Here is a 25,885-nt window from a genome sequence, read left to right on the forward strand (position 1 = left end):
GAGACTAGTCGGTCGCCCGAGCTACCCCTGCTCCGGCCCCTCGTTCGCCGGCTGGGCGCGGCCTCGGTACTCGCGCTGCCGGAAGACCGTCGGGGCGACGCCGACGCGGCGGGTGAACAGGCGGGTGAAGTACGCCGGGTCCTGGTAGCCGACCCGGCGGGACACCGTGGAGACGGGCAGTTCGCTGGCCGCCAGCAGGTGCTTGGCCTCGTTCAGGCGGACGGTGAGCAGGTACTCCTTGGGGCTGGTCGCGCCCTGTGCGCGCACCGCGCGGCGCAGTTCCTCCACGCCCATGCCGACCCGCCGGGCGTGCTCGGCCACCGACAGCGGCAGGCACGCGTCCCGGCGCAGCACCTCCATCACCGGCGCACCCTCCGGACCCAGGTCGGCCCGGTGCCGGTGCAGCTCCACCAGCAGCTCGTGGACCGCCGCCGACGCCTCCGGGCCGGCCGTCGGACCGCCCCGGCGGCAGACCGCGGCGATCCCGGCGATCACCCGCAGCGCGGTCTCCGCGGAGTCCAGCGGCACCACCTCGGCCTCCGGCAGCAGCCCCAGCTCGGCGTACCCGGCGGTGCCCGCGCCGGTGAAGTCCACGAAGGACTCCGCCCAGCCGTCCGCGCCCGGCCCGTAGTGGTGCGGCACCCCCGGCCGCAGCCACAGCACCGCCGGCGCCACCACCGGCAACCGCCGGCCGCCCGGCAGCGCGTACCAGCCGTGCCCCGAGCCGACCACCACCGCCACCCAGTGGTCCAGCACCCGTGGCCCGACCACCGGCAGCCGCCCGCGCTGCAGGCCCACGCCCAGGCACGCCAGGCCGGTGCCCAACTGCGCCGGCCCCGGCGTCAGGTAGTGCCACCAGCGCTCCATCGTCCTCCGTCCCCGGTCGTCTCCCGGACAAGTCCAACACGCCGCCCGGCTTTGTCCATGGTCCGGGCCGATGCCTTCTTGCAGGCTAGGAGGCATGCTCACCTACGACTCGACCGGCTTCCGCCTCGACGGCCGCCCGCTGCGCATCCTCTCCGGCGCGATGCACTACTTCCGCACCCGCCCCGAGCAGTGGCCCGCCCGCCTCGCCACGCTGCGCGCGATGGGGCTGAACACCGTCGAGACGTACGTGCCGTGGAACCTGCACGAGCCCTCCCCCGGCCGCTTCGAGCGCCTGGACGAACTCGGCGCGTTCCTCGACGAGGCACACCGCCAGGGCCTGTGGACGATCGTCCGGCCCGGCCCGTACATCTGCGCCGAGTGGGACAACGGCGGGCTGCCCGGCTGGCTGACCGCCAAGGTCGGACGCCGGGCCCGCACCAGCGACCCCGAGTACCTGGCCGCGGTCGACGCGTTCTTCGACGTGCTGCTGCCGCAGGTCGTCGAACGCCAGTGGGGGCGGCCCGGCGGCACCGTGCTGATGGTGCAGGTCGAGAACGAGTACGGCTCCTTCGGCAGCGACCGGACCTACCTCGACCACCTGGCCCGCGGCCTGCGCGAACGCGGCATCACCGTCCCGCTGTTCACCTCCGACGGCCCCGAGGACCACATGCTCGGCGGCGGCACCGTCCCCGGCATCCTGGCCACCGTCAACTTCGGCTCCGACCCCGAAGCCGCGTTCGAGACGCTGCGCCGCCACCGCCCCGAGGACCCGCCGTTCTGCATGGAGTTCTGGAACGGCTGGTTCGACCACTGGGCCAAGCCGCACCACACCCGCGACGCCGCCGACGCCGCCGACTCGCTGCGCCGCATCCTCGCCGCCGGCGGCTCCGTCAACCTGTACATGGCCCACGGCGGCACCAACTTCGGCACCACGGCCGGCGCCAACCACGAGGACGCCCCGTTCAACTCCACCGACTGGACGTACTCCCCGTACCAGCCGACCACCACCTCCTACGACTACGACGCCGCCCTCGACGAACGCGGCCTGCCCACCCCCAAGTTCCACGCCTTCCGGCGAGTCATCGCCGACTTCGCGGCCGAAAACCCGTCGCTGGTCCACTACTTGGACGACCGGGTGGCCGAACTGCCGTCCGCAACACCCGTGTTGAGCGGACGCGAGGTCGCGCTCACCGAGATCGCCGAGCTGCCGTTCGGGGACGCCGTCGCCTCCCCCGTGCCGCCACTGTTCGAGGAACTCGGGCTGGAGCACGGCCTGGTCCGCTACACCGCGGCAGTGCCCGCGATCAGCGACACCCAGCCGCTCACCGTCGAAGGCCTGCGCGACCGGGCCGCGCTCCGGATCGCCGGCAAGCACGCCGCCTCCCTCGAACGCGGCGTCCCCGCGCCGCCCGTCACCGCGACGGGCGGCGACCAGGTCACCCTGCTCGTCGAATCGCTCGGCCGGGTCAACTACGGCCCGCAGGTCGGCGAAACCAAGGGCATCACCGGCGTCCGCCACGAACGCCAGTACCTGCACGGCTGGCACGCCCAGCCGCTGGCGCTCGACCCGCAGCCCGCTGCCGCGTACGCCCCCGGCGAGCCCGGCCCGGAGCTGCTCGTCCGCGGCACCTTCGACCTGGACACCACCGGCGACACCTTCCTCGCCGTCCCCGAGGGCGACCACGGCTACCTGTGGATCAACGGCTTCCTCCTCGGCCGCTACGACCGCCAGGGCCCCCAGGTCACCCTCTACTGCCCGCAGCCGCTGCTCCGCGAGGGCACCAACACGCTCACCCTGCTGGAACTGGGGCAGACGGCGCCCTCCCGCATCGAGCTGCGGGAGGCACCCGAGCTGGGGTGACAGCAGGCGGGCGCGAGAACCGGGGCGCGCGCCCGCCGGCCGTCACCCCCGCAACGGCCACTCCTTCACCACGGTGTACCGCGCCGGTCCGAACCCCGTCTCGCTGCGCATCAGATGGATCCGCCCGGCCTCCCACTCCGTCCCCCGGAAGCGATCCATCGCGGCCGCCATCCCGCGCATCCCGCTCGCCCCGAAACGGCTGCGGGCGAGGGTGAGGTGCGGGTGGAAGGGGTGGTCGTCCGTGATGTCGAGTGCGTCGCGGACGGCGTCGGCGAGCCGTCGCAGGGCATGCGTCTCGCCCGTCACGCCGCACCAGAGCACCCGGTCGCCGAACGTCCCACCGCCGGCCAGCCGCAGGCGGTGTCTCGGGTGCGACGCCGCGACCTCCGCCAACTTGTCCGAAAGCAGCGGCACTTCGTCCGCCGGAACCTCCCCCAGGAAGGCCAGCGTGAGGTGCCACCCGGCACTCCCGCTCCAGCGCAGCCGGTCGGCACCGGGGAGCTCTCGCAGGGAGGATGCCGCGTCGGCGAGTTCCTGGATGGCGCGGGCCGGCGGGTTCACGGCGACGAAGAGCCTCATCCCGCCATCGTGCCCTACCGCCCGGCGGCCGCCACCGGATAGAAAGGAGGTCATGCGCATCCGCACCGGAGGTCCTGACTCCGCTCCCGCCCTGCTCTCTCTCATCGACGGCGCGGTCGCCTGGCTGACCGCGCAGGGCCGTACCGGGCAGTGGGGGGCGGTGCCGTGGTCGCAGCGTCCGGAGTCGGTGGCCCGGGCCGAGCAGGCGTGTCGCGAGCAGTTGGTGCGGGTCGCCGAGCGGTCGGGGGGCGGGGGCGACGCGCTGGGCATGTGCATCCTCTCGGAGGAAGCCCCGTCGTACGCCCCGCCGGTGCCGGAGCGGGAGCTGTACGTGCACTGGCTGGTCACCGACCGCGTGCACAGCGGTTCCGGCATCGGCTCCGCACTGATCGCGGACGCCCTGCGGGAGGCCCGGGCCCGCGGCATCGACCTGCTGCGGGTGGACTGCTACGCGGGCGGCGACGGCCGGCTGGTCGAGCAGTACGAGCGGCTCGGGTTCACCCGGACCGCCACGTTCACCGTCGACCGGCCGGCCGGCCCGTGGCCGGGCCAGGTGCTGGAGCAGCGCGTCCCGCAGGACTAGCAGGCCGTCGCCAGGTCGCTCTTCTGCACCACCGAGAACACCCGGCCGCGGGCCCGCACCGGGTGCAGGTCGAACCTGAGCCGCAGGCCGCTGATCCGGCCGAGCACCAGGGCCACCACACCGGCGGCTGCGGCGGAGACCAGTCCGCAGGCGAGCAGGCCGAGGCGGGGGCCGTATTCGGCGGTGATCCAGCCGACCAGCGGGGCGCCGATCGGGGTGCCGCCGGTGAAGACCAGGACCAGCAGGCCCATGACCCGGCCGCGCATCTCGGGGTCGGTGCCGAGCTGGAGCGCCGAGTTGACCGAGGTGTTGAAGGTCAGGCCGAAGATGCCGATCAGGGTCAGCAGCAGCGCGAACGTCCAGTAGCCGGGCGCGAACGCGGCCGTGATCTCCAGCGCGCCGAACGCCAGCGCCGCGAACACCAGGCGGCGCAGCCGGGGCGCGCCGCGCCGTGCGGCGAGCAGGGCGCCGGTGAGCGACCCGACCGCCATCGCGGTGTTGAGCAGGCCGTACCCGCCCGCGCCGACGTGGAAGGTGTCATGGGCGAAGCCGGAGAGCAGGGTCGGGAAGTTGAACCCGAAGGTGCCGATGAACCCGGCGAGCACCATCGGCCAGAGCAGCTCGGGGCGTTCCCGGACGTAGCTCAGGCCCTCGCGGAGCTGGCCGCGTTCGCGGGCGATCCGCTCGACGGGGCGCAGTTCGCTGCTGCGCATGGCGAGCAGGCCGCCGATGACCGCGGCGAAGGACAGCGCGTTGACGGCGAACGCCCAGCCGCTGCCGACCGCGGCGATCAGCGCGCCGGCCACGGCGGGGCCGACCAGCCGGGCGGTCTGGAAGTTGGCGGCGTTCAGGCTGACCGCGTTGGCCAGGTCCTTGGCGGGCACCATCTCGCTGACGAAGGCCTGCCGGGTCGGGTTGTCGACCACCGTGACCAGGCCGAGCAGCAGCGCGAACAGGTAGACCGCGACGGGCGTGACGGTGCCGGTGATGGTGAGCAGGGCGAGGCCGGCGGCGAGCAGGCCCATCGCGCCCTGGGTGGCGATCAGCAGGCGGCGCTTGGGCAGCCGGTCGGCGAGGACGCCGCCCCACAGGCCGAGCAGCAGCATGGGCAGGAACTGCATGGCGGTGGTGATGCCGACCGCGAAGGGGCTGCCGGTGAGGCTGAGGACCAGCCAGTCCTGGGCGATGCGCTGCATCCAGGTGCCGGTGTTCGAGACCACCTGACCGGCGAAGTAGTACCGGTAGTTGCGGATGCGCAGGGACGAGAACATCCCTCCCGGGCGGGTGAACCGGCCCGGCGAAGCGGCGGGGATCTCCGCCGCGGTGCGTTCCTCGGGGTCGTCGTCGCCGCTGCCCGGCAGGCCCGTGGGAGCGGGCGCCTGGCTCTGCGCGGCGGGGGCGCCGGTGGGCGCGGGTTCGGTGGCGGCCGTCTCGTCGGCGAACGGCTCGTCGGCGCGCTGCCCGGCGGGGCGGGCGCTGATGCGTCGGGGGTCGGTTCGGAGGTCGGTGCGGATGGTCGCGGTGCGGATCGTGGCGGCGCGTGCGGCCGGCGGTGTCACAGTGGTCTCCCCTCGACGCGCCGCGGCCGTTTCGACGGCCGCGGCGCGGTGTGTGGCGCTGGTGGATGCTGCGGTGATGCGGTTCTCCTTCGTTCGCCCTGAGACGGTCGGCCTGTCGGCTTACAGGTGGGCCAGTTTGTAGAGCACGGGCGCGGCTGCCTTCAGCCGTTCCCACTCCTCCTCGTCGAGGCCCTCGGCGAGCTCCGCCAGCCAGGCGTTGCGCCGCCTGCGGGACTCGTTGAGGATCTGCTCGGCCTGTTCGGTACTGCTGACCACCACCTGCCGGCGGTCCTCGGGGTGCGGCTCGCGCCGCACCAGGCCCTTCTCCTCCAGCATCGCGATGATCCTGGTCATGGAGGGCGGCTGGACGTGCTCCTTGCGCGCCAGCTCACCGGGCGTCGCCTTCCCACAACGGGCAAGCGTGCCGAGCACCCCCATCTCGGTGGGGCTCAGCGACTCCTCGACCCGCTGGTGTCGCAACCGCCGGGCCAAGCGCATCGCGGACGACCTCAGCTGGCTTACCGCCACCAGGTCGTCCTCGGACATCTCGGGCATGTCCTTAGCCTACGTCATTACCAAGGCTAAAGAAAATTGATTTCGATCACCCGGCCGGCCGCGCTCCCCCGGGGGGTTCAGTCCGCGCTGAGCTGAAAGCCCAGGCGGCCGAAGCGGAGGCGGTCGCCCGGGCGGACGACGGTACCGCCGGCCAGGCGGCGGTCGTTGACGAAGGTGCCGTTGCTGGAGCCCAGGTCGTAGAGCACCCAGTCGCCGCCCTCGAAGCGCAGTTCGGCGTGACGGCGGGAGACCGTCGCATCACCGAGGCGCAGGCCGGAGCCGGTCATCCGGCCGATCAGCAGGCGGCCGACGGCCGGAGCGGGGAGCTGGAGGCGGGTGAGCTGTTCGGCGTGCCAGGTCTGCCGCAGCCGGACGTTGAGCGCGGAGACCTTGGCGACGGTGCGCAGCAGCAGCCGGGAGACCGGGCCGTAGGTGCGCAAATCGCCGACCACCTCGGCGAGTTCGGCGCGGCTGCGGGCGGTGAGGACCAGTTCCATCCGGCGGATGAAGGTGTCGTGGGAGAGCCGGCCACTGCCGACGCCGTCCCGCAGCACTTCCAGCGCGCTGTCCCGCTCGCCCTGCGAGGGGCGGGCCAGCTCGGTGCCGAACTCCTGAGCGCTCATGGCGCGATTGTCGGCCGCCCGGGGCGCGGCTGTCCAGCGTGCGGCGCGCCCCTGACCGGCGCAATCCCCAACTGTGCCCGCACTGCTGCCTTTTCGGCGAATTCCCGGTCAACTCGCCTGCCCGGCAACGCCGTCCTGGCAGGATCCGGTGCAGCACGATCCGCCGCGCGAGGGAGCACCGCCATGCCCGTCATCGCCGTGACCGGACACATGGGCCTCACCCCGGCCACCGCCCGCGCGGTGCGCGCCGCCCTCGACGCCCAACTCGCGCCTTACCCGGCCGGGGAGTTGACGGGTCTTTCGTGTCTCGCCCCGGGCGCGGACACGCTCTTCGCGGACGCCGTCCTGGCCCGCGGCGGACGCCTGATCGCCGTACTGCCGGGCCCGGCCTACCCCGGCCCGCAGGCCGCGGCCGCCGAAGCCGACTTCGTCCGCCTGCGCGCCGCCGCCGACCGGGTGCTGACACTGCCCGCAGCCGTGATCGACGACGCCGCCTACGTCGCCGCCAATGCCGAACTGCTGGCGCTGGCCGACGAGTTGATCGCAGTCTGGGACGGCAGGCCGGGCAACGGCCCGGGCGGGACGGCCGACATGGTCGCCGCCGCCCGGGCCGCCGGGGTGCCGGTGCACGTGCTCTGGCCGCCCGGATCGGCCCGCACGAGCAGCTGAACCGCCCGAAGACGGCAGCCGAACTGCCCTACGGCTCCAGCCGGTTCGGGCCGCGGAACAGGAAGACCGCGTCCCGGATCGACGGCAACCCGAGAGCCAGCATCAGCACCCGGCCGAGGCCCAGGCCGAAGCCGCCGTGCGGGGGCATCCCGTAGCGGAAGCAGTCCAGGTAGCGGCCGAGCGGGCCCTCGGGGCTCGCGTCCATGCCCTTCTCCCGGGCCTGCGCGACGAGTTGGCCGTGCCGGTGCTCGCGCTGGGCGCCGGTGGTGATCTCCACGCCCTTCCACAGCAGGTCGAAGGAGTCGGTGACGGTCGGGTCGTCGGCGGGCCGCAGGTGGTAGAACGGCCGCACCGAGGCCGGGAACCGGGTGACGAACACGAACTCGTGCCCGCTCTCCTCGGCCACCAGCGCGCTGAGCAGCCGCTCGCCCTCCGGGTCCAAGTCCTCCCGGACGCCTTCCTGGTCCCAGCCGGCGGCCCGCAGTTTCGCCACCGCCTGCGCCATCGTCAGCCGGGGGAAGGGGAGTTCGGGCACCACGACGCGGGTGTTCCGGTGCTGCTCGATCTGCTCGCCGTGCCGTTCGGCGACCCGGGCCAGCACCCGGCGCAGCATCCGCTCCTGGAAGGACATCACGTCCTCGACGCTGTCGATCCAGGCCAACTCGACGTCCACGCCGGTGAATTCGGTGGCATGCCGGGAGGTGAACGAGGGCTCGGCGCGGAACACCGGGCCGATCTCGAAGACCCGGTCGATGCCACTGGCGATCGCCATCTGCTTGTAGAACTGCGGCGACTGCGCCAGGTACGCCGTCCGGTCGAAGTACCCGACCTTGAACACCTCGGCGCCCGACTCTGAGGCCGTGCCCATCAGTTTCGGCGTGTGCAGCTCGGTGAAGCCCTCCTCGGCCGCGAGCTCCCGCATCGCCTGCTCGACGGTGGTCTGCACCTCGAACACCAGCCGCCGCCCGGGGCGCCGCAAGTCCAGAAAACGCCAGTTCAGCCGCTGTTCCGGGCCGGTCTCCGCGCTGATCGGCAGGCCCGGCTCGGCGGCCGACACCACCTCGATCCGCTCCGGCACGATCTCCAGCCCGCCGAGCTTCACCACCGGGTTGGCGACCACCTTCCCGGTGATCTCCACCGCCGACTCCGGCGTCAACCCCCGCAGCACCTCGTCGAGCCGGTCTCCGCCACCCCCGCGCCGGTGGGTCACCTGCACCATCCCGGTGTGGTCCCGCACCACCACGAACTGCATCCTGCTCTGCAGCCGCAGCGTGTTCACCCACCCCTTGACCGTCACCGTCCGGTCCAGTGCGGACGGCAACTCGCCGACGAGGGTACGTACCATGATCAGCAACTCCCTGGGTTGCGGACGCGTTGTTCGCGCCACGAATAGAGCGGTAAACAGCCGCCCGAGGACGCGCCCACCGTAGCGGCCCGCCCACCTGCGACACCTCCGGTTTTCCGCCGCACTCACCCCCGCCTCGGGCCTACGATGGCCCGACTCGACTGCGGCCAGGGGGAGTTGACGGTCGATCGCAGACGCGTACGCACCTGGGGAGGTCCGTCCGATGGACGAGGACGCGTGGGAGCGGCCGGTGGCACGGGCGCAGTCCCTGGAGGGGCTGCTCAACCTGGCCGGCCCGCTGATCGAGATCGCGACGCTGCCCCGGGCGCAGACGCCCGTCCGGCAGCTGCTGGTGTACGACCCGCTCGACCGGCCGGCCGGGCGCGGGGACCTGCTGGTCGCCGTCGGCGTGGACCCGCACACCGCGGCGGCCGAGAAGCTGCTGCGCGACGCCGGGGCGGCCAAAGTGGCGGGCGTGGTGCTGCGCGAGGCCCGCGACGGCGGACGGAAGCAGGAGCTGCGGGCGGTCGCCGAACAGGCCGGAACGGCACTGCTGTTCCGCACCGCCTGGGTGGACTGGCCACGGGTGATCACCACCCTGCGGGCCGCCGCCGCCACCGGTCCCGTCCCCGGCAGCGCCAACGTGCCGCTCGGCGACCTGGGCGGACTGGCCCGCCTGATCGCCGTCCAGGTGCGGGGCGCGGTGACCATCGAGGACCCGGACTCCCGGGTCCTCGCGCACTACGCCGAGAGCGCCGACCTCGACCCGATCCGGATCCGCACCGTCACCACCGGCCAAGTCCCCGAGGAACGGCAGCAGGCGATGTCCGAGGGCGGCTTCTTCAAGGAACTCTGGTCCACGGACCGGGTGTTGCACCGCCGCGCCGAGGGCGACGTGCCGGAGCGGCTGGTCCTGGCCGTGCAGGCCGGCGGCGAACGCCTCGGCTCGATCTGGGTCGCCGCCCTGTCCGGCCAGCAGCTCCCGGACGGCGCCGCCGAGGCCCTGCAGGTCGCCGCCCAACTCGCCGCCGCCCACCTGCTGCACCACCGCTCCCGCCACCACGGCCGCAGCGAACTGCTCACCGAGGCCGCCCGCTCGGTCCTGGACGGCCGCGGCTCCGGCGCCCTGCTCGCCCGGCACAGCGGCATGCCCGCCGACGGCCACTGCGCCGTCCTCGCCGTCGGTGTGGCCGGCCCGCTCGACGACGACCTGCGGGTCCGGCTGGAACGGCTCGCCGGCTGGCACCCCGCCGGCCCCGGCCGCAGCTCCCTGCTGCTCCCCTCCGAGCGCGGCGTCCTGATCCTGCTGGCCGGCCTCGCCCCCGACCTGCCCACCGCCGAACTCCAGGTCGCCGACTTCGGCCGCCGGCTGGCCGCCGACCTGTCGGCCCGTCTGAAGACCCGCGCACTGGCCGGCCTCGGCCCCGTCCAGGACCGCCTCGACCACGCCTCCCGCTCCCGCGAATCCGCCGAACTCGCCCTCAGCGGGCTGCTGTTCGGCCGCGCCGAACTCGGCTGCGCCACCGTCGACGAGGTCGCCGACGCGGTGGCCCTGCGGCACATCGTCGAGACCCTGCGCGAGCTCCCGCTCCCGGTCCGCACCTCGGTGTCCCGGCTGGTCGCGCACGCCGACCAGAAGGGCGACCGCGCCCCGCTGGACGCGCTGCGCGCCTACCTCGACCACTCCCGCGAACTCGGCCGGGCCGCCGACACCCTGGGCGTGGCCCGCACCACCTTCGCCAACCGCTTCCACAACAAGGTCCTCAAGATCTCCGGCCTGGACGTCGACAACCCCGACGCCCGCCTGCTCGCCCACCTCCAACTCCGGCTGCTCGACCACGACCCCACCGCGCCCTGACACCGCGCCGGGCCACGAAACCGGTGCCCGGACGCGGCTTCCGCCGGACTCCCCGGCACCCGGCACCCGCCCGCACCCACCGGGCCGCCGACCGACGTCCGGAATCCCGGCCCCCGCTCCGACGCAGGCCCGGACCATCGCACCGTGCGCACGGCCACCGGCCCCACGCCGGGGCGCCCTGCCCGTGTCCTGACACCGGACCAGGCCGTCGAACCGGTGCCCGGACGCCGGTCTGCCCCCGTCTCCCCCGTCATCCGGCGGCCCGCACCCACCCGGGCCGCCCCGGCCGCCGCCCCGCACCGACCCCGGCCGAACCGTCGCACCCCGCGGTGCGCGCGGCCCACCCCGCCCGCCGAAACCCGGCGCGGCGGGCACGGACACGGCGGCACCCCGAACCGCACGCTGGAACCACGGCCCGGAACGCCACCCGGCCCGGTCCCCTTCCTGCCGACCTCGCGCGGAGCGTGCCCCATGACCGACCACCAGCCCCTGATCGGCGCCGAGCGCCGCGAACTCGTCCTCCGCGCGGCCGTCCGGCGCGGCCTGCTCGACCCGGAGGACACCCCGCTCGCCGCCTTCCTCGACCTCGACGCCGTCACCGCGACGGTGGCCGCGCTGCACGCCGCGTTCCCCGCCCGGCTCGACGTGCTGCACGCCTTCGCCGCCAAGGCCAACCCGCTCGGACCGGTGCTGCGCCGACTGCGCGGCCTCGGCATGGGCTGCGAGGTCGCCAGCCCCGGCGAGTTCGCGCAGGCCCTGGCGGCCGGCTTCGCGCCGGACCGGATCGTGCTCGACTCCCCCGCCAAGACCCGCCGCGAACTGGCCCTCGCGCTGGACCTCGGCGTCGCCGTCAACATCGACAACTGGCAGGAACTCACCCGCGTCGACGACCTGCTCACGCACCGCCCCACCACCTCCCGGATCGGCGTCCGGGTCAACCCGCAGGTCGGCGGCGGCAGCATCGCGGCGATGAGCACCGCGACCGCCACCTCCAAGTTCGGCATCCCGCTCGCCGACCCCGGCAACGTGGAGCGGCTGATCGACGCCTTCCGGGCCCGCCCCTGGCTGACCTGGCTGCACTGCCACATCGGCTCGCAGGGCGTCGAGCTGTCCCGGATGGCGGCCGGCGTCGGCGCGACCGTCGACCTCGCCGAACGCATCAACCACGAGCTCGGCCGCCGCCAGGTCACCGGCATCGACCTCGGCGGCGGCCTCCCCGTCAACTTCACCGACGACCGGATCGCACCCGGCTGGGACACGTACGTCGCCGAACTGCGCCGGCACGCCCCCGCGCTCTTCGACGGCGGCTACCGGCTGGTCACCGAGTTCGGCCGCTCCGTGCTCGCCAAGTCCGGCTTCCTCGCCTCCTCCATCGAGTACACCAAGACGGCCGGCGGCCGGGCCATCGCCGTCAGCCACGCCGGCGCCCAGGTCGCCACCCGCACCGTCTTCATGCCCGACAGCTGGCCACTGCGCATCAGCGCCCACACGCCCTCCGGCGCCACCAAGCACGGCACCCTCGTCCCCCAGGACATCGCCGGCCCCTGCTGCTTCGCCGGCGACCTGGTCGCCCGCGCCCACCCGCTGCCCCTCCTGGAACCGGGCGACCTGGTCTGCCTCCTCGACACCGGCGCGTACTACGCCTCCCACCACTTCAGCTACAACTCCCTCCCCGAACCCCCCGTGTACGGCGCCCGCACCGACACCTCCGGCGCCATCCACTTCGAAACCCTGCGCCCCGCCCAATCCATCGACAACCTGGTCACCCGCACCACCGCCTGACCCGCGCTGCCCCGCCCGGAACAACGACAACGGCCCTCCCCCGCAGCACTCGCGGGGAAGGGCCGTCGGGCGACCTGAGGTCAGAGCAGGCCGAGGGCCGGCATCAGGTAGTAGAAGGCGAAGACCGCGGCGACCGCGTACATCGGTACGGGGACGGTGCGGGCGCGGCCGGCGACCACGCGGAGGAGGCAGAAGGCGATGAAGCCGAAGCCGATGCCGTTGGTGATGGAAGCGGTTAACAGCTTGGGTAGGGTCTTGGCATGGCTACCTTCTCTCCTCGCCGCTTCGCCGGCCGCACCGAGCTGGACATAGACCCTGACCAGCTGGTTTGGATTCTCTACGCCCGTGAGTCGGAGGACTCCGAAGGTACAGGCGAGCAGGTCGAGAACCAGATGGTGGACCTGCGCGAAGAGGTCACCGGCATCGGTGGCCGGGTTCGGCGCGAGGAGCTGGAGAACGACACCTCCGCCTTCAAGAAGAAGCGCATCCGTCTCCCCGACGGCACCTTCGTCTACCGGGTGGTCCGTCCCAAGTGGGACTCGATCATCGCCGACCTGCGCCGGGGTGAGGGTAACGCGCTCGCCGTTTCCAACATCGACCGAGGCATGCGCGACCCCCGCGACCTCGAAGACCTGATCGACCTGGTCGAACGGCACGGCGTCTTCGTCATCTCGGTGACCGGGTTCCTCGACCTCACCACGGACGCGGGAATCGCCATGGCCCGCAACGAGGTGAACCAGCGCAACCTTGAGTCCCGGAACACCTCTCGCCGCATCTCCAACGGCAAGCGCAAGGCCGCCTTGAAGGGGCGGAACTCAGGCGGAGCGAATCGCCCCTATGGCTGGGAGGACGACAAGAAGACTCTCCGCCCGGCCGAGCACAAGAACATCCTCGAAGCCATTGAGAAGGTGCGGCAGAGGAAGAAGACGTCCACGGTCATCACGGAGTGGAACGGGCGCGGAGAGCTGACCGTGACCGGAAAGCGCTGGCTGACGAGGACGCTGGAGCAGATCCTCACGAACCCCCGCCTGTACGGCGCGAAGACGTACAAGGGCGAAGTCCTGTACGACGCGAACGGCGACTACGTGCGCGGCGACTGGGAGCCGGCCACCACGAAGGAGGTGTTCGACAGCATCCAACCGCTACTCCCCACCCCCGGCCCCCGGGTCAACCCCCGAGACGGCCGAGGCCACACCACCAAGTACCTGCTGTCCCCCTTCGTGCGCTGCGGCAAGTGCACCGCCCGGATGCGCGGCGGCGTCCGCGACGGCGGACACGTCTACTGGTGCCGCTCGAAGAACAACGGCGGGTGCGGAGGGTGCTCCCGTCGTGGAGCCGAAGTAGACCGCTACATCACCGAGTTGGTGATTCAGGACCATGAGCGCGCATCCCTCCGCGCGGTCGAGCAGCTTCCCCCGTGGGAGAAGGACGAGGATCTGCGGATCGTCCGCCAGAAGATCAGCGAGTCACAGGAGCAGTACCGCGCCAACAACATCAGCGGCGCCAGCTACTTTCCACTGCTGGCCGAACTGGAGGCGGACGAGCGGAAGTTGAAGAACGAACGGCAGCGGCACGAGGCTGCCCGAGCCCTCCAAATGGAGGCGATTCCCAACCTCCGCCAGCAGTGGGCCGACCCGGACTTCGCACTTGAACAGCGGCAGGCCGCCGTCGGACAGAGTCTGGTCGCGGTCGTGATCCATCCGACCGGCCCCGGAAGCCGGGTGTTCGACCCAAGCAAGATCGAACCCATCTGGAAGGAGCACCCGGCCGAACAGGGTGGTGCCTGACTGCACGATGAAGTGGCGGACCGCAGAGGAGTGCGGTCCACCACTTGCCTCGAGCCCACAAAAGCTCGCCATGGCCCTCGCGAGCACCCACAAGAAATTACGAGAATTTCACAGTCAATTTTCCCGCAACATACCTTGCCGCATCGCGAATATCCATCTCCTGGATTTCAGATCCGCAGCGAATGATGCACGGCCTGCTTTCGATCGGCCGAATCACAATCTCATCAGGGAACCGGCCATCATTTGCCTCGGCGTGGAGAAACTTGTGAATCGATGCCGGGCTGGGATCCCTAACGGACAGAAAGATCGACGGATACTCGGACTTCCTCCCCATCAATTCGCAATAGGTGTGACTATTGAATCCGAACCACAAAAGCCATTCGGGGCGACGCGATTCATTGAATACTTTGAGGAACCAAGAGTTCCCCTCCGAGTGAAGATCTGCAAGGAGCGAGAACGACCGAACATCCGGATACCCTTGCTCGGCAGAACTCCACCCCTTGCCAGAAAGTTCACGGTCAAGTGCGGCCATGAATGCAGATACAAGAGGCTTCCACATATCCAGCTTATTCTGCCAAGATGTCAACAAGCGACCTTGCACGATGTCGCGAATATAGTTGGCTGCACTCATGGACCTGACAGTGCGGCGGAGGATCTGGACGAATAGATCGTAGAGCGGGAGGATATCGCCTTCATCGCTCGCTGCCAGGCAGTCATAGTACTGACCTCGGTCAGCGCTAGACCTGACGAGCAATGGCGGGTACGAGTTTTGCGCCAGCGCCATGTTTGCAAGCAGCCTCGCCATTCGACCATTTCCATCCTCGAATGGGTGGATATGGGTAAGCCAGGCATGCACGACGGTAGCAATCAGAGCCGGATCGGCATCAGTGCCAGACCACCAATCGCACAAATCCCCCATGGCGCGCTGGGTATCCCAGTGGGGAGTAGTCTTGTGGGTCGTTCCCCCGATTTCATTATCCCCACTCTTATACTTCCCCGCATAATGCTCTCCCGCAGTTATCAGACCATGAAGCGCGCGCACCTCAAACTGTCGCGGAGTCGCACCCTGTTCGGCCCAGCTATCCGCAATCTCGTGAGCTTTATAGAGCCCTAGAGCCTGAAAAACACGAGGATCACTTCGGACAGATTCCACAATCGTGGCAGTTGGCTGGTTTAGCAGCTCACGGTGCGTCGCCACAACTTCTCGAACCTGATCTGCTGACCATTGATACCCTTCGATCATGTTGCTCTCGGCAACCAGATCGGCACGAACGGCATCAAGGTAAGGCTTAAGCAAATCATCCGCCTCCCTCTGAATCCGGTCCTGAACTTCAATTGCCTTAGTTCGAGCCAGGGATGATCTATTCTCAACAATCACAAGCCGCGATATTGCATTCGCTTCTTCTGGGATCAGATAAGGAGTTCCGGAGAGGGCAGAGTTCACGTCCGAGGTCATGCCCCGCATGCTACGGGTTCTGGGCAGAGGCCGCCGAGGAATGGTCAAACTCCCTAATATCTGCAATAGTCATCCGCCCCTCATGCCGGCCACCATCCCAAGGTGCGGAAGCTCTTGAGTCTCCCGCTAGTGCCCAATTGGGTTCACGACACTGCCAGGCCGTAGATCATGGCCACCTGCCGCCGCCACTCGGCCGACCGCTCCGGGGCGCGCTTGAGGTGTTCGCGCGCCCATTCCTCCGGGCTGGGCATTGGCGGCCGACCACCAGGTTTGGCCCTCTGCTCAGACTTCACGCCGCTTCCCCCTCCCGCTTGAGGCGCAGAGTGGCGGCGCGGTTGTCGCGGACGGTTTGGGCGAGCAGTTCTTCGCCGGGGGTGTAACCGGTGGCGAGGAAGCGCCAGTCGGAGACAACGAGGGTGGTGTCGGGATCGACGGCCGGGAGGCCGGCGCGGATGCGGGCCTGTTCGGCCTGCCAGGTGCGGCGCACGTCCCGGAGGGTGCCGAGGGTAGTGGAGTAGCGGCGGGACTTAGTGGAGAAGTGGCCGCGGAAGCCGAGCATGTGAGCCCACTTGGTGAGCTTGAGATCGGCGAAGTCAGTGACGCGGCGGCCGAGGTCCCAACAGGTGCGGATCATCTGGCGAACGTGCGCGGCAACCTTGAGGTCGGCGATGGGCTCGGCCAGGCCGGTGCCGTCGCAGGAGCGACATTCGGTGTCACCGTCGTCGGTGGGGATGCGTCCGCGCCCCTTGCACGGGGAGCAGTAGAGGGGGCGGTCGACGGTGCCGGTGCCCTCCGCGGACTTGGTGGCGTACTTGGCGACGTAGCCAGCCACGGCGGCGTCCGTGAGCGGGGTGTCGTCGCGGTCGTCCGCGTCGGGTCGGCGGATCACCCGTACGTCGAGCTGGGCGCCCCAGCGAAGGACGCGTTCGCCGATGGAGTCGCCAGTCACGGTGACGGCCACCTTGGCGGCAGCGGAGCGGACCGCGTCGGTGAGGAGGTCGGTGGTGGCCCAGGCCGGGGGCGCGGTGGTGGAGCCTTCCGGGCCGTCGAGGCGGACGATGGCGTGGAAGTGGACCAGGCCGCGCTTCTGGAACTCGGCAACCTTGGCGAAGGAGACGCGGCAGTGGTCGCGCAGTTCCTTGAGCGAGAGGCCGGCGGCGTGGGCGACTTCGCGCCGCAGGTAGGTGGTGAGGCGGGCCCAGAGGGCTCCGGCGTGCGCATTGAAAAGAACGGCCCCGGCGTAGTCGTACGTGGCCGGGTCGATCGGGGTGCCGAGGGCGGGGTGCTCGGCGGGGTGGAGGACGCCGCAGCGGCAGGGGACGAGCTTGCCGGTGCGGGTGGTGGGCCGGTTGTGGACGGGGCCGAAGGAAGGGGCGGTGAGGGTGACGAAGACGCGGGGGTGGGTGCGGACGGCATCCGGGGTGCCCTTGCCACCGGCGAGGCCCGCCCGGATCAGCTGGTAGGTGTCGGCCGCGTAGACACGGGAGCAGGAGGGGCAACGGGTGGAGCGGCGGTTCCCGCAGGCGACGAGGGTTCGGCCGAGGGGTTCAGCGGTGCTGGAGTACTGCCGGAGCAGTTCGCCGCTGGTGGTGTCGAACGTCGAGGTGCTGCCGACGAGTTGGATGGGCCGGGTGCAGCCGGCCAGACGCTCGACGGTGGCTTCGATGCGGTCGAAGTCGTCACGGTTGGCGAGGTGGATCAGGTCCCGGGCGGCCGTCGAGGCGACCGCGCGCAGGTCGAGGAGGTCGGGGTATGCGGTCATGGGTTCTGTCCTTCCGGGCAGCGCGGTGAGGCATGGGGGTGCCGTCGCGCCGACCACGAGGGGTGTGGTGTTCGCGGTCGGCGCGAGGCGGAGTGGTGGTGCGTCAGGCCGGGACGGCGGCCAGGTGGGTGTGGACGGCGTCGGCGAGAGTGGCGGGAACGCCGAGGCGGACGCGCAGTTCGGCCGGGGTGATCACGGTGCCGGTGCGGACGTGGTGGTCGTCGGCAATGCGGCGTCCGGCCGCGAGGAGCGGTGCCGGAACGCTCGGCAGGGCCGTGGGCACCAGGACCGGGGCGGGTTCCGGATCAGGTTCGCTGTCCGGCGCGAGTGCGGGTTCGGCGTCCGGGCCGGTCAGGTCAGCGGCCGGAGGCAGCGGCGGTGTGGGCCCCTGCTCGGGTTCGGTGCTGTTTGCAGGGGTGCGGGGTTCAACGGCCGGGGCGGGTTCCGCCGGGGACGCGGCGGGTACGGGGACGGGCCGATCGAGGACGGCGGGCGGGACGGGACGGAGGTCAGGAGCAACATCCTTGCTGAGACAAGTGGTTGGGCTGGCGAGGTGGTGCAGGAGGTCAGGGCCGACAACTCCCCAGCCGAGGAGAAGAACGGGGGCGACGGCATCGAGGGCAGCCCGTCCGATGTGGCCGGTGAGGAGGGGATCGGCAATGTTGAGGGCGACGGTGAGCAGGCCGCACAGGTGCATCAGCCGCTTGGCCGAGGCGAGTTGGGCCGGGCCGGTGCCGGTCAGGATGAGGTGGTGGAGGGCGACGAGGAGGCCGACGACGGACAGATCCACCATCGGGGCGATCAGGGGCGCGATCGGGCGTGGGATGCCCAGGCGGAGGGCGAGGGCCCAGACGTTGCCGAAGGAGAAGACGAAGGCCAGGGCGGCGATGACCGCCATCACCACCGTGACCGTGACGCGGGTGAACGCTCCCGGGCCGGCCAGACCGGGCGTGGCAAAGGTGGTGGCGGGCATCGCCAACTTTCCTCTCTGCTCTGCACATTGGTGCCACGGTGGTCAGGCGGTGGTGTCGAAGTCGGTGTCCTTGAACAGGCCATCCTTGAACAGGCCCGGTCCGGCCTGGAGGGTCAGCAGCTCGAAGGGGTCGGCCGTCAGGTGCGCGGAGGCTTCGGCGACGCGGGCGACGTGGTCGGGCTCGACGTAAGGCACCCGGATGCGGGTGAAGCCTTCGTGGCCCTGCCGGACCATGGACGCGACGCCGACGAAGCCGGGGCCCTGCATCGTGACGGGGTTGGCGTCGGGCCAGTTGCGGATGTCCTCACCGAGGGCGGCCACCGCGGCTTCGGTGGTCTTCTGGGCGAAGGACAGCGAGACCGGGCACACGTCGCGGATGAAGGTGGGGATGGCGTCGCCGGTCGCCTTCTGGGTGGCCAGGACGACCACGATGCCCACCGAGCGGCCCTTCTTGACCAGGTCTTCGACCAAGCGCGCGTTGTCGGCCGCGAGCTGGGCAAGGCGCTTGGTGGTGGAGTCGGAGCCCTTGTACTCGCGGAAGTAGGTGTGCGCTTCGTCGACCACCAGGACGACCAACGGCCATTCCGCGCTGGGGCCCTTGGACCACATGTTGGTGGTGCCCAGCAGCCGGCGGATCGAGGAGGAGCGTGCGCGCCGCAGCTTCACCAGGCGGCGGAAGAGCTTGTTAGCGGCTTCCAGGTCGTCACCGACGAAGGCGAACAGGCGGTTCACGACGTCGGCGTAGTCGCCTTCGTGCGCCTCTGACACCTTGCCATCGGCCACGGCGAACTGGACGGCGCCGGAGGGTGCGAGACGGGAGATCAGGCCGTTGATCAGCGAGGTCTTGCCGTAGCCGGGCAGGCCGGCCACACACACGCCGGGCACGTTGGACATGCGCAGGACGGAGGCGAGGGCGTACTCGTCGATGCCCAGGTCCCATACAGACAGGTCCGCCGGGGGCTTGCCGTCGGGCGTGAAGGCGTAGGGCTCGAAAAGGGGTTCACGGCGTACGGCGCGGATGCGGAGCTTGCCGGGGCCGTCCGGGTTCACGGAGACGCGGGTGCAGGCCCAGGCGTCCGCGAGGTGGTCGGCGCGCTTCTGGAACTCCTCCAGCCCGATCTTCGGCACCGTCTTCACGGTGACCGTGACGCCGTACGGGTCAGGCTTGGTGGAGAGGCTCGGGGTGAGGATGCGGGGTTCGGGCTTCTTGTCCCCGCTGGCGAGGGACTGGAGGAAGGTGGGTGTGCGGTCGGGGGTGACGAGCCCCAGGTTGCGGGCCAGGCGCGGCCAGGTGCGGCGCATACGGGCGGCCTGCCGAATCGAGCGGCGTGTCTCCTTGTCGGCGGACAGGAAGCGCACACCGATCACGATCAGCCAGCCGAGCAGGCCGAGGACGACGACCGCGGCAGCGTAGGGCAGCCACAGCATTGCGTCGAGCGGGCCGGTGGTGGCCATCGACGGGGCGGCGATCACGAGGTGGGGTCCTTGGGGAGGTAGAGGAAGCGGAAGAGGGCTTGGCGCAGGTTCAGCAGGTCCGGGCCGGAGGTGATCGGCGGGTAGCCGTGGGCTTCCAGCACCTTGGCGTCGTCGAAGAGCAGGCCAAGCGCGAAGCGGGGGTCGCCATCCGGGGCCGGGAGCGGATACACGGCCGGGTCGGCGGCCGGGGCCGGGCCCGTGGAGGAGAAGTCCACGGGCCCGACGATCCGGGCGGGGCGGGTGCCGGTCACGAGGCGACGGGCTCAGCGCTCTTGGCGGCCGACTTCGACGCCGGGGCCGCCGGGGCGGCGGGAACCAGGGCCTCAGCCCGGTACGCCACGCCGTTGCTGACCTGGCCGTTGAAGAGGTTCGCCCACGGGGTGGCGATCAGGCCGACCGGGCGCACGATCGCACCGGGCACGAGGCCGGCGTCGAGACCGGGCTCCGGCACGGTCACCTTGATCAGCTGAGCGGTGGCCTCGAACGTCTCCAGGAGCTGGACCGTGTAGAGGGTCGCGCCGGTCTCGCGGTCGGTGGCGACCTGCCCGGTGGCGGCGTCGGCCAGCTTCGGCACGGGCGGGACGGCGACCATGTGGGTCGTGCCGGTCAGGTCGGGGCGGATGGTGATACGGGCCATGGAGGACTCCAGGGGTGGGTGGTGGAGGGGCCGGAGAAGACCGACCCTGCTAGACCGCTAAGCGGTGCTAGGTCATTTGTAGCACTAGTGAGACTGTCACTGTCAAGCAGAGCTAGCAGTGTTGGTCCATGAATATGCCGATCGAAGGGAAATTTCGAATGAGACAGAGCTTGGGTGTGCTAGCGGGGGCTACCCTTGGGAGCATGAGCCGCAGTAACGATGAGGAGCGGGCGCCGTATCAGAAGGCCGCCGACGCCATGCGCCAGGACATCGCCGAGGGGCGCTTGAAGGCCGGCGACAAGCTGTACGCCCTCTCGGAGATCGAGAAGCGGTTCGGCATCGCCAACATGACTGCCCGCAGTGCGGTCCGAGTCCTGCGCGAAGAAGGACTCGTCTATGCCGTGCAGGGCGTCGGCACCTTCGTGCGCGCCACGCCTCAGCCGGAGCTCACTGCCAAGCAGGTTGAAACGGCCGGCGGAACCGTCGAGGTATCCGCCGCTGACTTCGCCAAGATCGTTGATCTCGTCACCGGGCTCGAAGCCCAGTTGCAGCAGCTTCGGGAAGAGCAGCAGCAGTTCCGTCAGCAGCTCGCTCGATTTGAGAAAAACGCTCGTTGAGTCGAGCCATCTCCTCGTTGAGATCGGCCAGCTGACCACCGAGCCGCGCCAGCGTTTCGAGCAGTCCCCCGATTGCGCCGTTCATTGGAATCCCTTCCCCCGCATGTCGTTCGTTTTCGGTGGCCCCACTCAACCCGCCGGAACTCACCGCTTTTCTCACCAGCCGGCCCGACCGCGCGTAACGGTTGCGTATCGGGTGCCGGTGAGAAGACTGGTGAGTTTCCAGCCGGCCTGGTGCGGCCGGTGAGAACGGCCACGCAGGCCGGTGAGTTCGGGTGCCGGGCTGGTGAGTTCCCGCACTCAACACCCCAACCCTTGGCGGATTCCTTGGCGCGGAAGCCCTGTTGGGCAACGAATCGGTAACTCCCCCCGGCAAGGTTGGCCATCAAGGTTTCGCTTGGCGGCCCACCAAGGTGAGACAGCCCCGCAGGTGAGCGACCGCCGAGATTCACGCCAGCCACCCTGGCAGCGGCCGGCATCCCCAGACGCCCTCCGAGGCTGCTTGACCCTGCATGAGGACACGTCCCGTCAGGTCCGCACGCCCCGGGGGCCCGATAAGAACCCAACCGCAAGGTGGCGGACGATTCAAACCGGGAAACCTGGAAGTCTTTTCCGGATAGAACAGCTATGAGAGATGACAGGCACCAACCGGAATCGCCGAGCAGGGCGGGTGAGCAAGTCTGGTGGCGCACATCACAGCACAGATGCAACAGTTTCCCCACCGGCCCTTCGTCTCGTCGGCCCCGACCTGCTCGGGTACATCCATCCTGACGGCCGGCCATTTCCTTGAGTGGGAGATATGACAGGTGGTAATCGCCCCTTGCACGGTAAGACGTTCGCATAAAAACCACCCGCTTCCAGAAGGCTCGAAAAATTTCCCTGTGGCGTGCACCACACACTCGGCACCACCACTTCGGCTGGCCGGACTCGGGACACGATGCCGCCATTCCGCGGTTGGGTTCGGCCGGAGATTCCTGGTAGAAGCCGTCCCGCTCGCGGTAGGACCATCCAGCCACGCACAGCCTGTGGACAGACTTCCCGGATCTCATACCCGTACCCGACATGGCCGGTTCCTCCCTGTTCGTCCCACCAGTCCGCACCGTCACAACCAGAGGCCCGAAATCCGGTGCCGGTGTGACAAGTCGGCCGAACTTTCTTCCGACCGCGCACCACCTTCGCCCCGCAGCAGCCCGACGCATCGAGCCGATCTTGTGGTAGGCCGCCACAGCGGCCAGACGGCTCGTACGGGCCATAGAGGTGCCGCAAGCGCAATCGGTGTGACACCCAACCGGCAGCCGTCGAAACAGCCTGCGGCGGAGGGGAGGGCGAAGCGGACCACGGCCGCGCGAGTGGACCGAGGTCGGGGCATGCGAAGGGCACGCGAAGAAGGGCACTGCGGATTTCCTGGTGCAGGCGGCGGATCAGTGCAGCAGCAGCCAGGAAGTTGCACGGCCGGCAGAGAGCGGCCAGAAGCAGGATGACGAAGCGGGCAGGGGGAGCGTGTTCAAAGTTTCATTACTGGATCAAGGCGGCCCGCCAGAGGCGGGCCGCGCGCCGCCGCGTTTCCGCCCGCCGCTCCTGTCTCCGCCCCGCTATGGGCGGCCCCGCTGGCGGCGCTAGGAACGGGAGGCGGTCGGTCGGCCAGGACGACCCCGGACAGGCGGTCCGGCCCCACGGGGCCCGGGTCACGGCCGATGGTTGCCCGCCGTTCGTTCGGGCCCCCCGCTGCCCGATTGTCCGGGGCGGTCGGAACCCGTCAAGCCCGCACCGCTCGCCGCCGTCGCCCCGTGCAGGTCCGTACGCGCGGCCTTGACCGAACCCGCCCGCCCCTACGACTCGGCAGCTATCGGGGGGCCCGACCGAAGTGGCGCCCCGTGTGCCGCTGCCACAGCTCCGCCCGTGATCAGGTCGGCTCCCCCGTGGCGAAGCAACGGCGGAAGCCGGCGTCGGCGTCGCGTTGAAGTCAGAAGCCCCCGTGGTCCGAGGTTCTCGGGCCGCGGGGGCTTCCTTGCTGCCACGCCTGTCACTGCCGGGTCAGACGTCGCCGAACTCGCCGACCTTGACGGCCGCGACGAAGGAGTTGAAGGCGGCCCGGGAGAAGACCAGTGCTGGCCCCGCCGGGTCCTTGGAGTCGCGTACAGGCATGTGCGTGGCAGACGCGTCGGGGGCGATTTCAATGCAGTTGCCGCCGCCACCGCTGTAACTGCTCTTCACCCACCGACTCATCGTCAGGTCAATGGTCTGCATGAAAGTCCTTCCCGAACCGCCCTGAACTTGGCCAGTGAGGCCGTAGTGGATAGGGACTCCACCTGGAGCTGATGGTAGTCCTCGACCAAGCCTGACACGGCGTCACGTCTGCGCTCGACGTAGCCGCGAAGCTGGGACTCCACATAGCCCACGGCCACTCCGCCGGGGAGGGTCAACAGGACGGTGGGAAGCCGAAACGATCGGTACTCGGCCATCTCGAACGGCGCGACCTGCAAGGTGATGTTCGGGCGGCCGGCCAGGGCCTCCAAGTGCTCCAGTTGCTCGGTCATGACTTCCCGGCCCCCGATCGGCCGGAGCAGGCAACTCTCGTCCATGACGATGTGGACTCTCGGCTCCGGCGCCCGGGTGAGGATCTCTTGCCGCTGGAGCAGGAACTTGACCCGCTCGTCGGCCTGATCCTGAGTGATCCGCCCGCGCTTCACGCCTGCGGCTTCGAACGCGGTGGCGTAGGCGGGCGTCTGCAACAAGCCCGGCACGACTCCCAGCTCGAAGGCGCACAGTCGGAGGCACCGGGCCTCGGCCTCGACGAACTCGGGGAAGCCCTCCAGGAGGCTGGCGTTGTTGTACTGCCGCCACAGCACCTGGAACCTCTCGCCGGCCCCGAATACTTCGTCGGCCTTGACCGCGAAGTTAAAACTGATCGGCTTCTTCCCTCTTTCGATGTACGAGATCAAGCCGCCCGAGCAGTGCATGCGGTCAGCCAGGTCGGTCTGCGCCCACCCTCGCCCCCTCCGCGACCTGCGAAGTTCCTCCCCGAAGCGCAAAGCAGGAGATGACGAACCGTCAACTTCTGTGAGGTCTTTCATCGTTGCCCCCCTTAACTCGCCGATCCATGAACGGACAAGACCTAGCGATCGTAGTTCCCCGCGCCCATCCTGGTTACACACCGGCGAGAGATAGGAAGCAGACGGTGACCGACAGACCTGCGCTCAAACGCGGCGACCACGTCACGTACGGCCCCGGCGAGGTGGCCCTGGAACTCATGGACGTACGAGGCGGCTTCGTCTACCTGCGTCCCCTGGCTGGCGGCACCGAGTTGGAGGTGCCCCGCAACCAGGTGCACCTGGCCGACGAAGCCGCGTAGGCCGCTGGGCCGACGGTGCGAGGCAGGGAAAGCCCTTCCGTCGCCTTCCTGCGAGACCGAAGCCGGCACCTTAACCGCTCAACTGATCCACACGACCATGGAACTGGGGTTGCGATGACAACGGGCACGGACCACGACACGGTAGAACGGGACTACAAGGCAGACCCGGAAGACGTGCGCATCGGTACTCACGTCGCGTTCCTGGTGGGGCCCGAGCAGCCCGAGGACGGTGACGCGGCCCAGGAACCGCGGCTCGTCCTGGTCTACAAGGCGGAGCTGGACCCCCCGCGTTGGGGTCTCCCGGGTGGTAGCTGGGGCGCGTACCCGGACGAGACGCCCGTCGACACCGCCGCCCGGCACCTGGGGGTGCGGCTGGGGGTTCGGTCGGACAGGTACCCGACCGTGCTCGGCAACGACTGGGTGCCGGCGGACCGCTACCCGCCGGGGCTCAACATCATCTTCGACGGGGGCACCATCACGCCCACCGAGGCGGCGCTGATGCGACCCATGCCCGGGAGCGCGTACGGGGAGGTGAAGTTCGTGCCGGTGAGCGAGATCTTCGAGGCGGAGCTCAATGACCCGGAGAAGCTCCGAATCATCCAGGCGCTGCGAGTGCTGACGGCCGGACGCGGCTTCGCCATGACCGTTCACGGCGTCCCCATCCCGACGCCGGCGCACCGGGCGCTGTAGCGCCCCCTTGAACTGCCCGCTTCGGCTGCCGAAGCGGGTGAGCAGCCCCGCTCGGCCTGGAAAACCGAGTGCTCGTCGCCCTTCTGCGAGCGACGGGGCCGTCAGCCCGGTTTACGGTTCCCGGGTCAGCGGCTGAGGAGAAGTCGGCTGCCTGCTCTGCCCCACCTGGCACCCGGGTGCCCCCCGTGTCAGGAGTGGAACGGCCGGTCCGCCGACCAGCAGAGCTGTGGGTGCTGTCCCACTGTCGCACCGGTGTCCGTCGTGCACGGAGACGGCCGTCCACTTTTGCAGCAGAGGGAAGGACGGCCGTTGCGGCAGCACCCACAGCCACCACGAGAATCCGCCTCGCCCAGGCGGTCACCGGACCAGTCACGGGGGACTGGTCCGGGAGCAACTGCCCGCCCCGGGGGCAAGGTGAGGTCATGACCGGGGCGGGCAACTATCGAGTCAGGATTGGAGTGAGAGTGAGCACCGACCGTCGAGCGCTCAGGGACAGCGCGGTGGCCGTAGTCCTGGGCGCGGGCCCCACGGTGCCGGCCGTTCTGCTCACCATTTCGGACCCCGACCACTCCCGCCGGTGGCTGTGGACGTGCGGTGCCGTGCTGGTCGCTCTGCTCGGAGCGGCGTTCGGCTCCGACTGGCTCACCTGGTGGCGCAGCCGGCACGACCGCGCTGTGCGGAGGCGGGGTGCGGTCACGTGCAAGGACGCCGTCCGGGGACGGATCGCACCGTGATCGCTGCTGAACTACCGGACCTCATAGAGGTGTTCGAGACGAGCATCCTCCCCCCAGTGCCGGCCGGACTGCCGTGGGCCCCGGGCTGGTGCTACCGGTGCCACTTGGTGCGTGACGTCG

The 25,885-nt window shown here is 70.2% G+C and carries 23 protein-coding genes and 1 pseudogene; 9 read left to right on the forward strand and 15 right to left on the reverse strand.

Annotation, left to right across the window (positions count from 1 at the left end; translation table 11 throughout):
- Positions 1-21: 21 nt before the first annotated feature.
- The gene (locus tag ACZ6R9_RS09815; RefSeq protein WP_380479372.1) at positions 22-867 is read right to left on the reverse strand and encodes a helix-turn-helix transcriptional regulator; all 846 of its coding nucleotides are present in this window, start codon (positions 865-867) and stop codon (positions 22-24) included.
- 94 nt (positions 868-961) lie between these two features.
- Here ACZ6R9_RS09815 and ACZ6R9_RS09820 point away from each other — a divergent pair, with 94 nt between their 5' ends.
- A complete protein-coding gene (locus tag ACZ6R9_RS09820) occupies positions 962-2,728 on the forward strand; it encodes a glycoside hydrolase family 35 protein (protein WP_380479370.1) in 1,767 nt (588 codons plus the stop codon).
- A 42-nt stretch (positions 2,729-2,770) separates the two neighbouring features.
- On the opposite strand, the gene thpR is transcribed toward ACZ6R9_RS09820, so the two are convergent.
- Positions 2,771-3,307, reverse strand: coding sequence for an RNA 2',3'-cyclic phosphodiesterase (gene thpR, locus ACZ6R9_RS09825; protein ID WP_380479368.1), 537 nt, complete (start codon positions 3,305-3,307; stop codon positions 2,771-2,773).
- Positions 3,308-3,359: 52 nt separating this feature from the next.
- Between thpR and ACZ6R9_RS09830 the strand changes: the two genes are divergently transcribed.
- Positions 3,360-3,890, forward strand: coding sequence for a GNAT family N-acetyltransferase (locus ACZ6R9_RS09830; RefSeq protein ID WP_380479365.1), 531 nt, complete (start codon positions 3,360-3,362; stop codon positions 3,888-3,890).
- Here ACZ6R9_RS09830 and ACZ6R9_RS09835 read toward each other — a convergent pair.
- From ACZ6R9_RS09835 to ACZ6R9_RS09845, 3 genes are all read right to left on the reverse strand, one after another.
- Complete coding sequence (locus ACZ6R9_RS09835) at positions 3,887-5,161, reverse strand: MFS transporter (RefSeq protein ID WP_380479858.1); 1,275 nt, start codon at positions 5,159-5,161, stop codon at positions 3,887-3,889. The genes ACZ6R9_RS09830 and ACZ6R9_RS09835 overlap by 4 nt on opposite strands.
- 408 nt (positions 5,162-5,569) lie before the next feature.
- Positions 5,570-6,004 carry a MarR family winged helix-turn-helix transcriptional regulator gene (locus tag ACZ6R9_RS09840; RefSeq protein WP_380479363.1) on the reverse strand — a complete coding sequence of 145 codons (435 nt, stop codon included), beginning with the start codon at positions 6,002-6,004 and terminating at the stop codon, positions 5,570-5,572.
- A 77-nt stretch (positions 6,005-6,081) separates the two neighbouring features.
- Positions 6,082-6,627, reverse strand: a complete 546-nt coding sequence (locus ACZ6R9_RS09845) for an FHA domain-containing protein (RefSeq protein WP_380479361.1) — start codon at positions 6,625-6,627, stop codon at positions 6,082-6,084.
- Positions 6,628-6,810: 183 nt separating this feature from the next.
- On the opposite strand from ACZ6R9_RS09845, the gene ACZ6R9_RS09850 reads away from it, so the two are divergent.
- Positions 6,811-7,296 carry a hypothetical protein gene (locus ACZ6R9_RS09850; RefSeq protein WP_380479358.1) on the forward strand — a complete coding sequence of 162 codons (486 nt, stop codon included), beginning with the start codon at positions 6,811-6,813 and terminating at the stop codon, positions 7,294-7,296.
- A 28-nt stretch (positions 7,297-7,324) separates the two neighbouring features.
- Here the strand turns inward: ACZ6R9_RS09850 and aspS are convergent, their stop codons facing one another.
- Positions 7,325-8,647 carry an aspartate--tRNA(Asn) ligase gene (aspS, locus tag ACZ6R9_RS09855; protein ID WP_465537712.1) on the reverse strand — a complete coding sequence of 441 codons (1,323 nt, stop codon included), beginning with the start codon at positions 8,645-8,647 and terminating at the stop codon, positions 7,325-7,327.
- A gap of 217 nt (positions 8,648-8,864) precedes the next feature.
- Between aspS and ACZ6R9_RS09860 the strand changes: the two genes are divergently transcribed.
- Together ACZ6R9_RS09860 and ACZ6R9_RS09865 are read left to right on the forward strand one after the other, a co-directional pair.
- A complete protein-coding gene (locus tag ACZ6R9_RS09860; RefSeq protein WP_465537521.1) occupies positions 8,865-10,499 on the forward strand; it encodes a helix-turn-helix domain-containing protein in 1,635 nt (544 codons plus the stop codon).
- A gap of 471 nt (positions 10,500-10,970) precedes the next feature.
- Positions 10,971-12,281, forward strand: a complete 1,311-nt coding sequence (locus tag ACZ6R9_RS09865) for a type III PLP-dependent enzyme domain-containing protein (RefSeq protein WP_465537523.1) — start codon at positions 10,971-10,973, stop codon at positions 12,279-12,281.
- Positions 12,282-12,361: 80 nt separating this feature from the next.
- On the opposite strand, the pseudogene ACZ6R9_RS09870 reads toward ACZ6R9_RS09865, so the two are convergent.
- Positions 12,362-12,517: pseudogene (locus tag ACZ6R9_RS09870) on the reverse strand (NCS2 family permease); the annotation flags it as partial.
- 24 nt (positions 12,518-12,541) lie between these two features.
- Between ACZ6R9_RS09870 and ACZ6R9_RS09875 the strand changes: the two are divergent.
- Positions 12,542-14,068, forward strand: a complete 1,527-nt coding sequence (locus ACZ6R9_RS09875) for a recombinase family protein (RefSeq protein WP_465537525.1) — start codon at positions 12,542-12,544, stop codon at positions 14,066-14,068.
- Positions 14,069-14,165: 97 nt separating this feature from the next.
- Here ACZ6R9_RS09875 and ACZ6R9_RS09880 read toward each other — a convergent pair whose 3' ends face one another.
- From ACZ6R9_RS09880 to ACZ6R9_RS09905, 6 genes are all read right to left on the reverse strand, one after another.
- A complete protein-coding gene (locus ACZ6R9_RS09880; protein WP_465537527.1) occupies positions 14,166-15,524 on the reverse strand; it encodes a Fic family protein in 1,359 nt (452 codons plus the stop codon).
- A 289-nt stretch (positions 15,525-15,813) separates the two neighbouring features.
- Positions 15,814-17,286 (reverse strand): replication initiator, encoded by a 1,473-nt coding sequence (locus ACZ6R9_RS09885; RefSeq protein ID WP_465537529.1) that lies wholly within the window; start codon positions 17,284-17,286, stop codon positions 15,814-15,816.
- Between the two features lie 103 nt (positions 17,287-17,389).
- Positions 17,390-18,259, reverse strand: coding sequence for a DUF2637 domain-containing protein (locus ACZ6R9_RS09890; RefSeq protein ID WP_465537531.1), 870 nt, complete (start codon positions 18,257-18,259; stop codon positions 17,390-17,392).
- A gap of 42 nt (positions 18,260-18,301) precedes the next feature.
- Positions 18,302-19,732 carry an FtsK/SpoIIIE domain-containing protein gene (locus ACZ6R9_RS09895; protein ID WP_465537533.1) on the reverse strand — a complete coding sequence of 477 codons (1,431 nt, stop codon included), beginning with the start codon at positions 19,730-19,732 and terminating at the stop codon, positions 18,302-18,304.
- Positions 19,729-19,986: a hypothetical protein gene (locus ACZ6R9_RS09900; protein ID WP_465537535.1), complete on the reverse strand. Its 258-nt coding sequence runs from the start codon at positions 19,984-19,986 to the stop codon at positions 19,729-19,731. Before ACZ6R9_RS09900 ends, ACZ6R9_RS09895 begins: the two co-directional genes overlap by 4 nt.
- Positions 19,983-20,372: an SCO3933 family regulatory protein gene (locus ACZ6R9_RS09905; protein ID WP_465537537.1), complete on the reverse strand. Its 390-nt coding sequence runs from the start codon at positions 20,370-20,372 to the stop codon at positions 19,983-19,985. Before ACZ6R9_RS09905 ends, ACZ6R9_RS09900 begins: the two co-directional genes overlap by 4 nt.
- A 203-nt stretch (positions 20,373-20,575) precedes the next feature.
- On the opposite strand from ACZ6R9_RS09905, the gene ACZ6R9_RS09910 reads away from it, so the two are divergent.
- Positions 20,576-20,989 carry a GntR family transcriptional regulator gene (locus ACZ6R9_RS09910; RefSeq protein WP_465537539.1) on the forward strand — a complete coding sequence of 138 codons (414 nt, stop codon included), beginning with the start codon at positions 20,576-20,578 and terminating at the stop codon, positions 20,987-20,989.
- Between the two features lie 2,034 nt (positions 20,990-23,023).
- Here the strand turns inward: ACZ6R9_RS09910 and ACZ6R9_RS09915 are convergent.
- Positions 23,024-23,236, reverse strand: coding sequence for a DUF397 domain-containing protein (locus ACZ6R9_RS09915; protein ID WP_380479337.1), 213 nt, complete (start codon positions 23,234-23,236; stop codon positions 23,024-23,026).
- Complete coding sequence (locus ACZ6R9_RS09920; RefSeq protein WP_465537542.1) at positions 23,218-24,063, reverse strand: helix-turn-helix domain-containing protein; 846 nt, start codon at positions 24,061-24,063, stop codon at positions 23,218-23,220. Before ACZ6R9_RS09920 ends, ACZ6R9_RS09915 begins: the two co-directional genes overlap by 19 nt.
- A 104-nt stretch (positions 24,064-24,167) precedes the next feature.
- Between ACZ6R9_RS09920 and ACZ6R9_RS09925 the strand changes: the two genes are divergently transcribed.
- Both ACZ6R9_RS09925 and ACZ6R9_RS09930 read left to right on the forward strand, forming a co-directional pair.
- Complete coding sequence (locus ACZ6R9_RS09925) at positions 24,168-24,341, forward strand: hypothetical protein (protein ID WP_465537544.1); 174 nt, start codon at positions 24,168-24,170, stop codon at positions 24,339-24,341.
- 174 nt (positions 24,342-24,515) lie between these two features.
- Entirely contained in the window at positions 24,516-25,031 is a 516-nt protein-coding gene (locus tag ACZ6R9_RS09930) for an NUDIX hydrolase (protein ID WP_465537546.1), read from the forward strand.
- Positions 25,032-25,885: the final 854 nt, after the last annotated feature.

It is taken from the genome of Kitasatospora sp. NPDC048662 (assembly GCF_055587065.1).

Excerpts from the sequence above, each read along its gene's own strand:
- ACZ6R9_RS09835 (WP_380479858.1), bottom strand. The coding sequence starts at position 5,161 with ATGTTCTCGTCCCTGCGCATCCGCAACTACCGGTACTACTTCGCCGGT.
- ACZ6R9_RS09875 (WP_465537525.1), top strand. The coding sequence starts at position 12,542 with ATGGCTACCTTCTCTCCTCGCCGCTTCGCCGGCCGCACCGAGCTGGAC.
- thpR (WP_380479368.1), bottom strand. The coding sequence starts at position 3,307 with ATGAGGCTCTTCGTCGCCGTGAACCCGCCGGCCCGCGCCATCCAGGAA.
- ACZ6R9_RS09890 (WP_465537531.1), bottom strand. The coding sequence starts at position 18,259 with ATGCCCGCCACCACCTTTGCCACGCCCGGTCTGGCCGGCCCGGGAGCG.
- ACZ6R9_RS09880 (WP_465537527.1), bottom strand. The coding sequence starts at position 15,524 with ATGACCTCGGACGTGAACTCTGCCCTCTCCGGAACTCCTTATCTGATC.
- ACZ6R9_RS09830 (WP_380479365.1), top strand. The coding sequence starts at position 3,360 with ATGCGCATCCGCACCGGAGGTCCTGACTCCGCTCCCGCCCTGCTCTCT.
- ACZ6R9_RS09865 (WP_465537523.1), top strand. The coding sequence starts at position 10,971 with ATGACCGACCACCAGCCCCTGATCGGCGCCGAGCGCCGCGAACTCGTC.
- ACZ6R9_RS09920 (WP_465537542.1), bottom strand. The coding sequence starts at position 24,063 with ATGAAAGACCTCACAGAAGTTGACGGTTCGTCATCTCCTGCTTTGCGC.
- ACZ6R9_RS09845 (WP_380479361.1), bottom strand. The coding sequence starts at position 6,627 with ATGAGCGCTCAGGAGTTCGGCACCGAGCTGGCCCGCCCCTCGCAGGGC.
- ACZ6R9_RS09915 (WP_380479337.1), bottom strand. The coding sequence starts at position 23,236 with ATGCAGACCATTGACCTGACGATGAGTCGGTGGGTGAAGAGCAGTTAC.
- ACZ6R9_RS09815 (WP_380479372.1), bottom strand. The coding sequence starts at position 867 with ATGGAGCGCTGGTGGCACTACCTGACGCCGGGGCCGGCGCAGTTGGGC.
- ACZ6R9_RS09840 (WP_380479363.1), bottom strand. The coding sequence starts at position 6,004 with ATGCCCGAGATGTCCGAGGACGACCTGGTGGCGGTAAGCCAGCTGAGG.
- ACZ6R9_RS09910 (WP_465537539.1), top strand. The coding sequence starts at position 20,576 with ATGAGCCGCAGTAACGATGAGGAGCGGGCGCCGTATCAGAAGGCCGCC.
- ACZ6R9_RS09885 (WP_465537529.1), bottom strand. The coding sequence starts at position 17,286 with ATGACCGCATACCCCGACCTCCTCGACCTGCGCGCGGTCGCCTCGACG.
- ACZ6R9_RS09850 (WP_380479358.1), top strand. The coding sequence starts at position 6,811 with ATGCCCGTCATCGCCGTGACCGGACACATGGGCCTCACCCCGGCCACC.
- ACZ6R9_RS09860 (WP_465537521.1), top strand. The coding sequence starts at position 8,865 with ATGGACGAGGACGCGTGGGAGCGGCCGGTGGCACGGGCGCAGTCCCTG.
- ACZ6R9_RS09820 (WP_380479370.1), top strand. The coding sequence starts at position 962 with ATGCTCACCTACGACTCGACCGGCTTCCGCCTCGACGGCCGCCCGCTG.
- ACZ6R9_RS09905 (WP_465537537.1), bottom strand. The coding sequence starts at position 20,372 with ATGGCCCGTATCACCATCCGCCCCGACCTGACCGGCACGACCCACATG.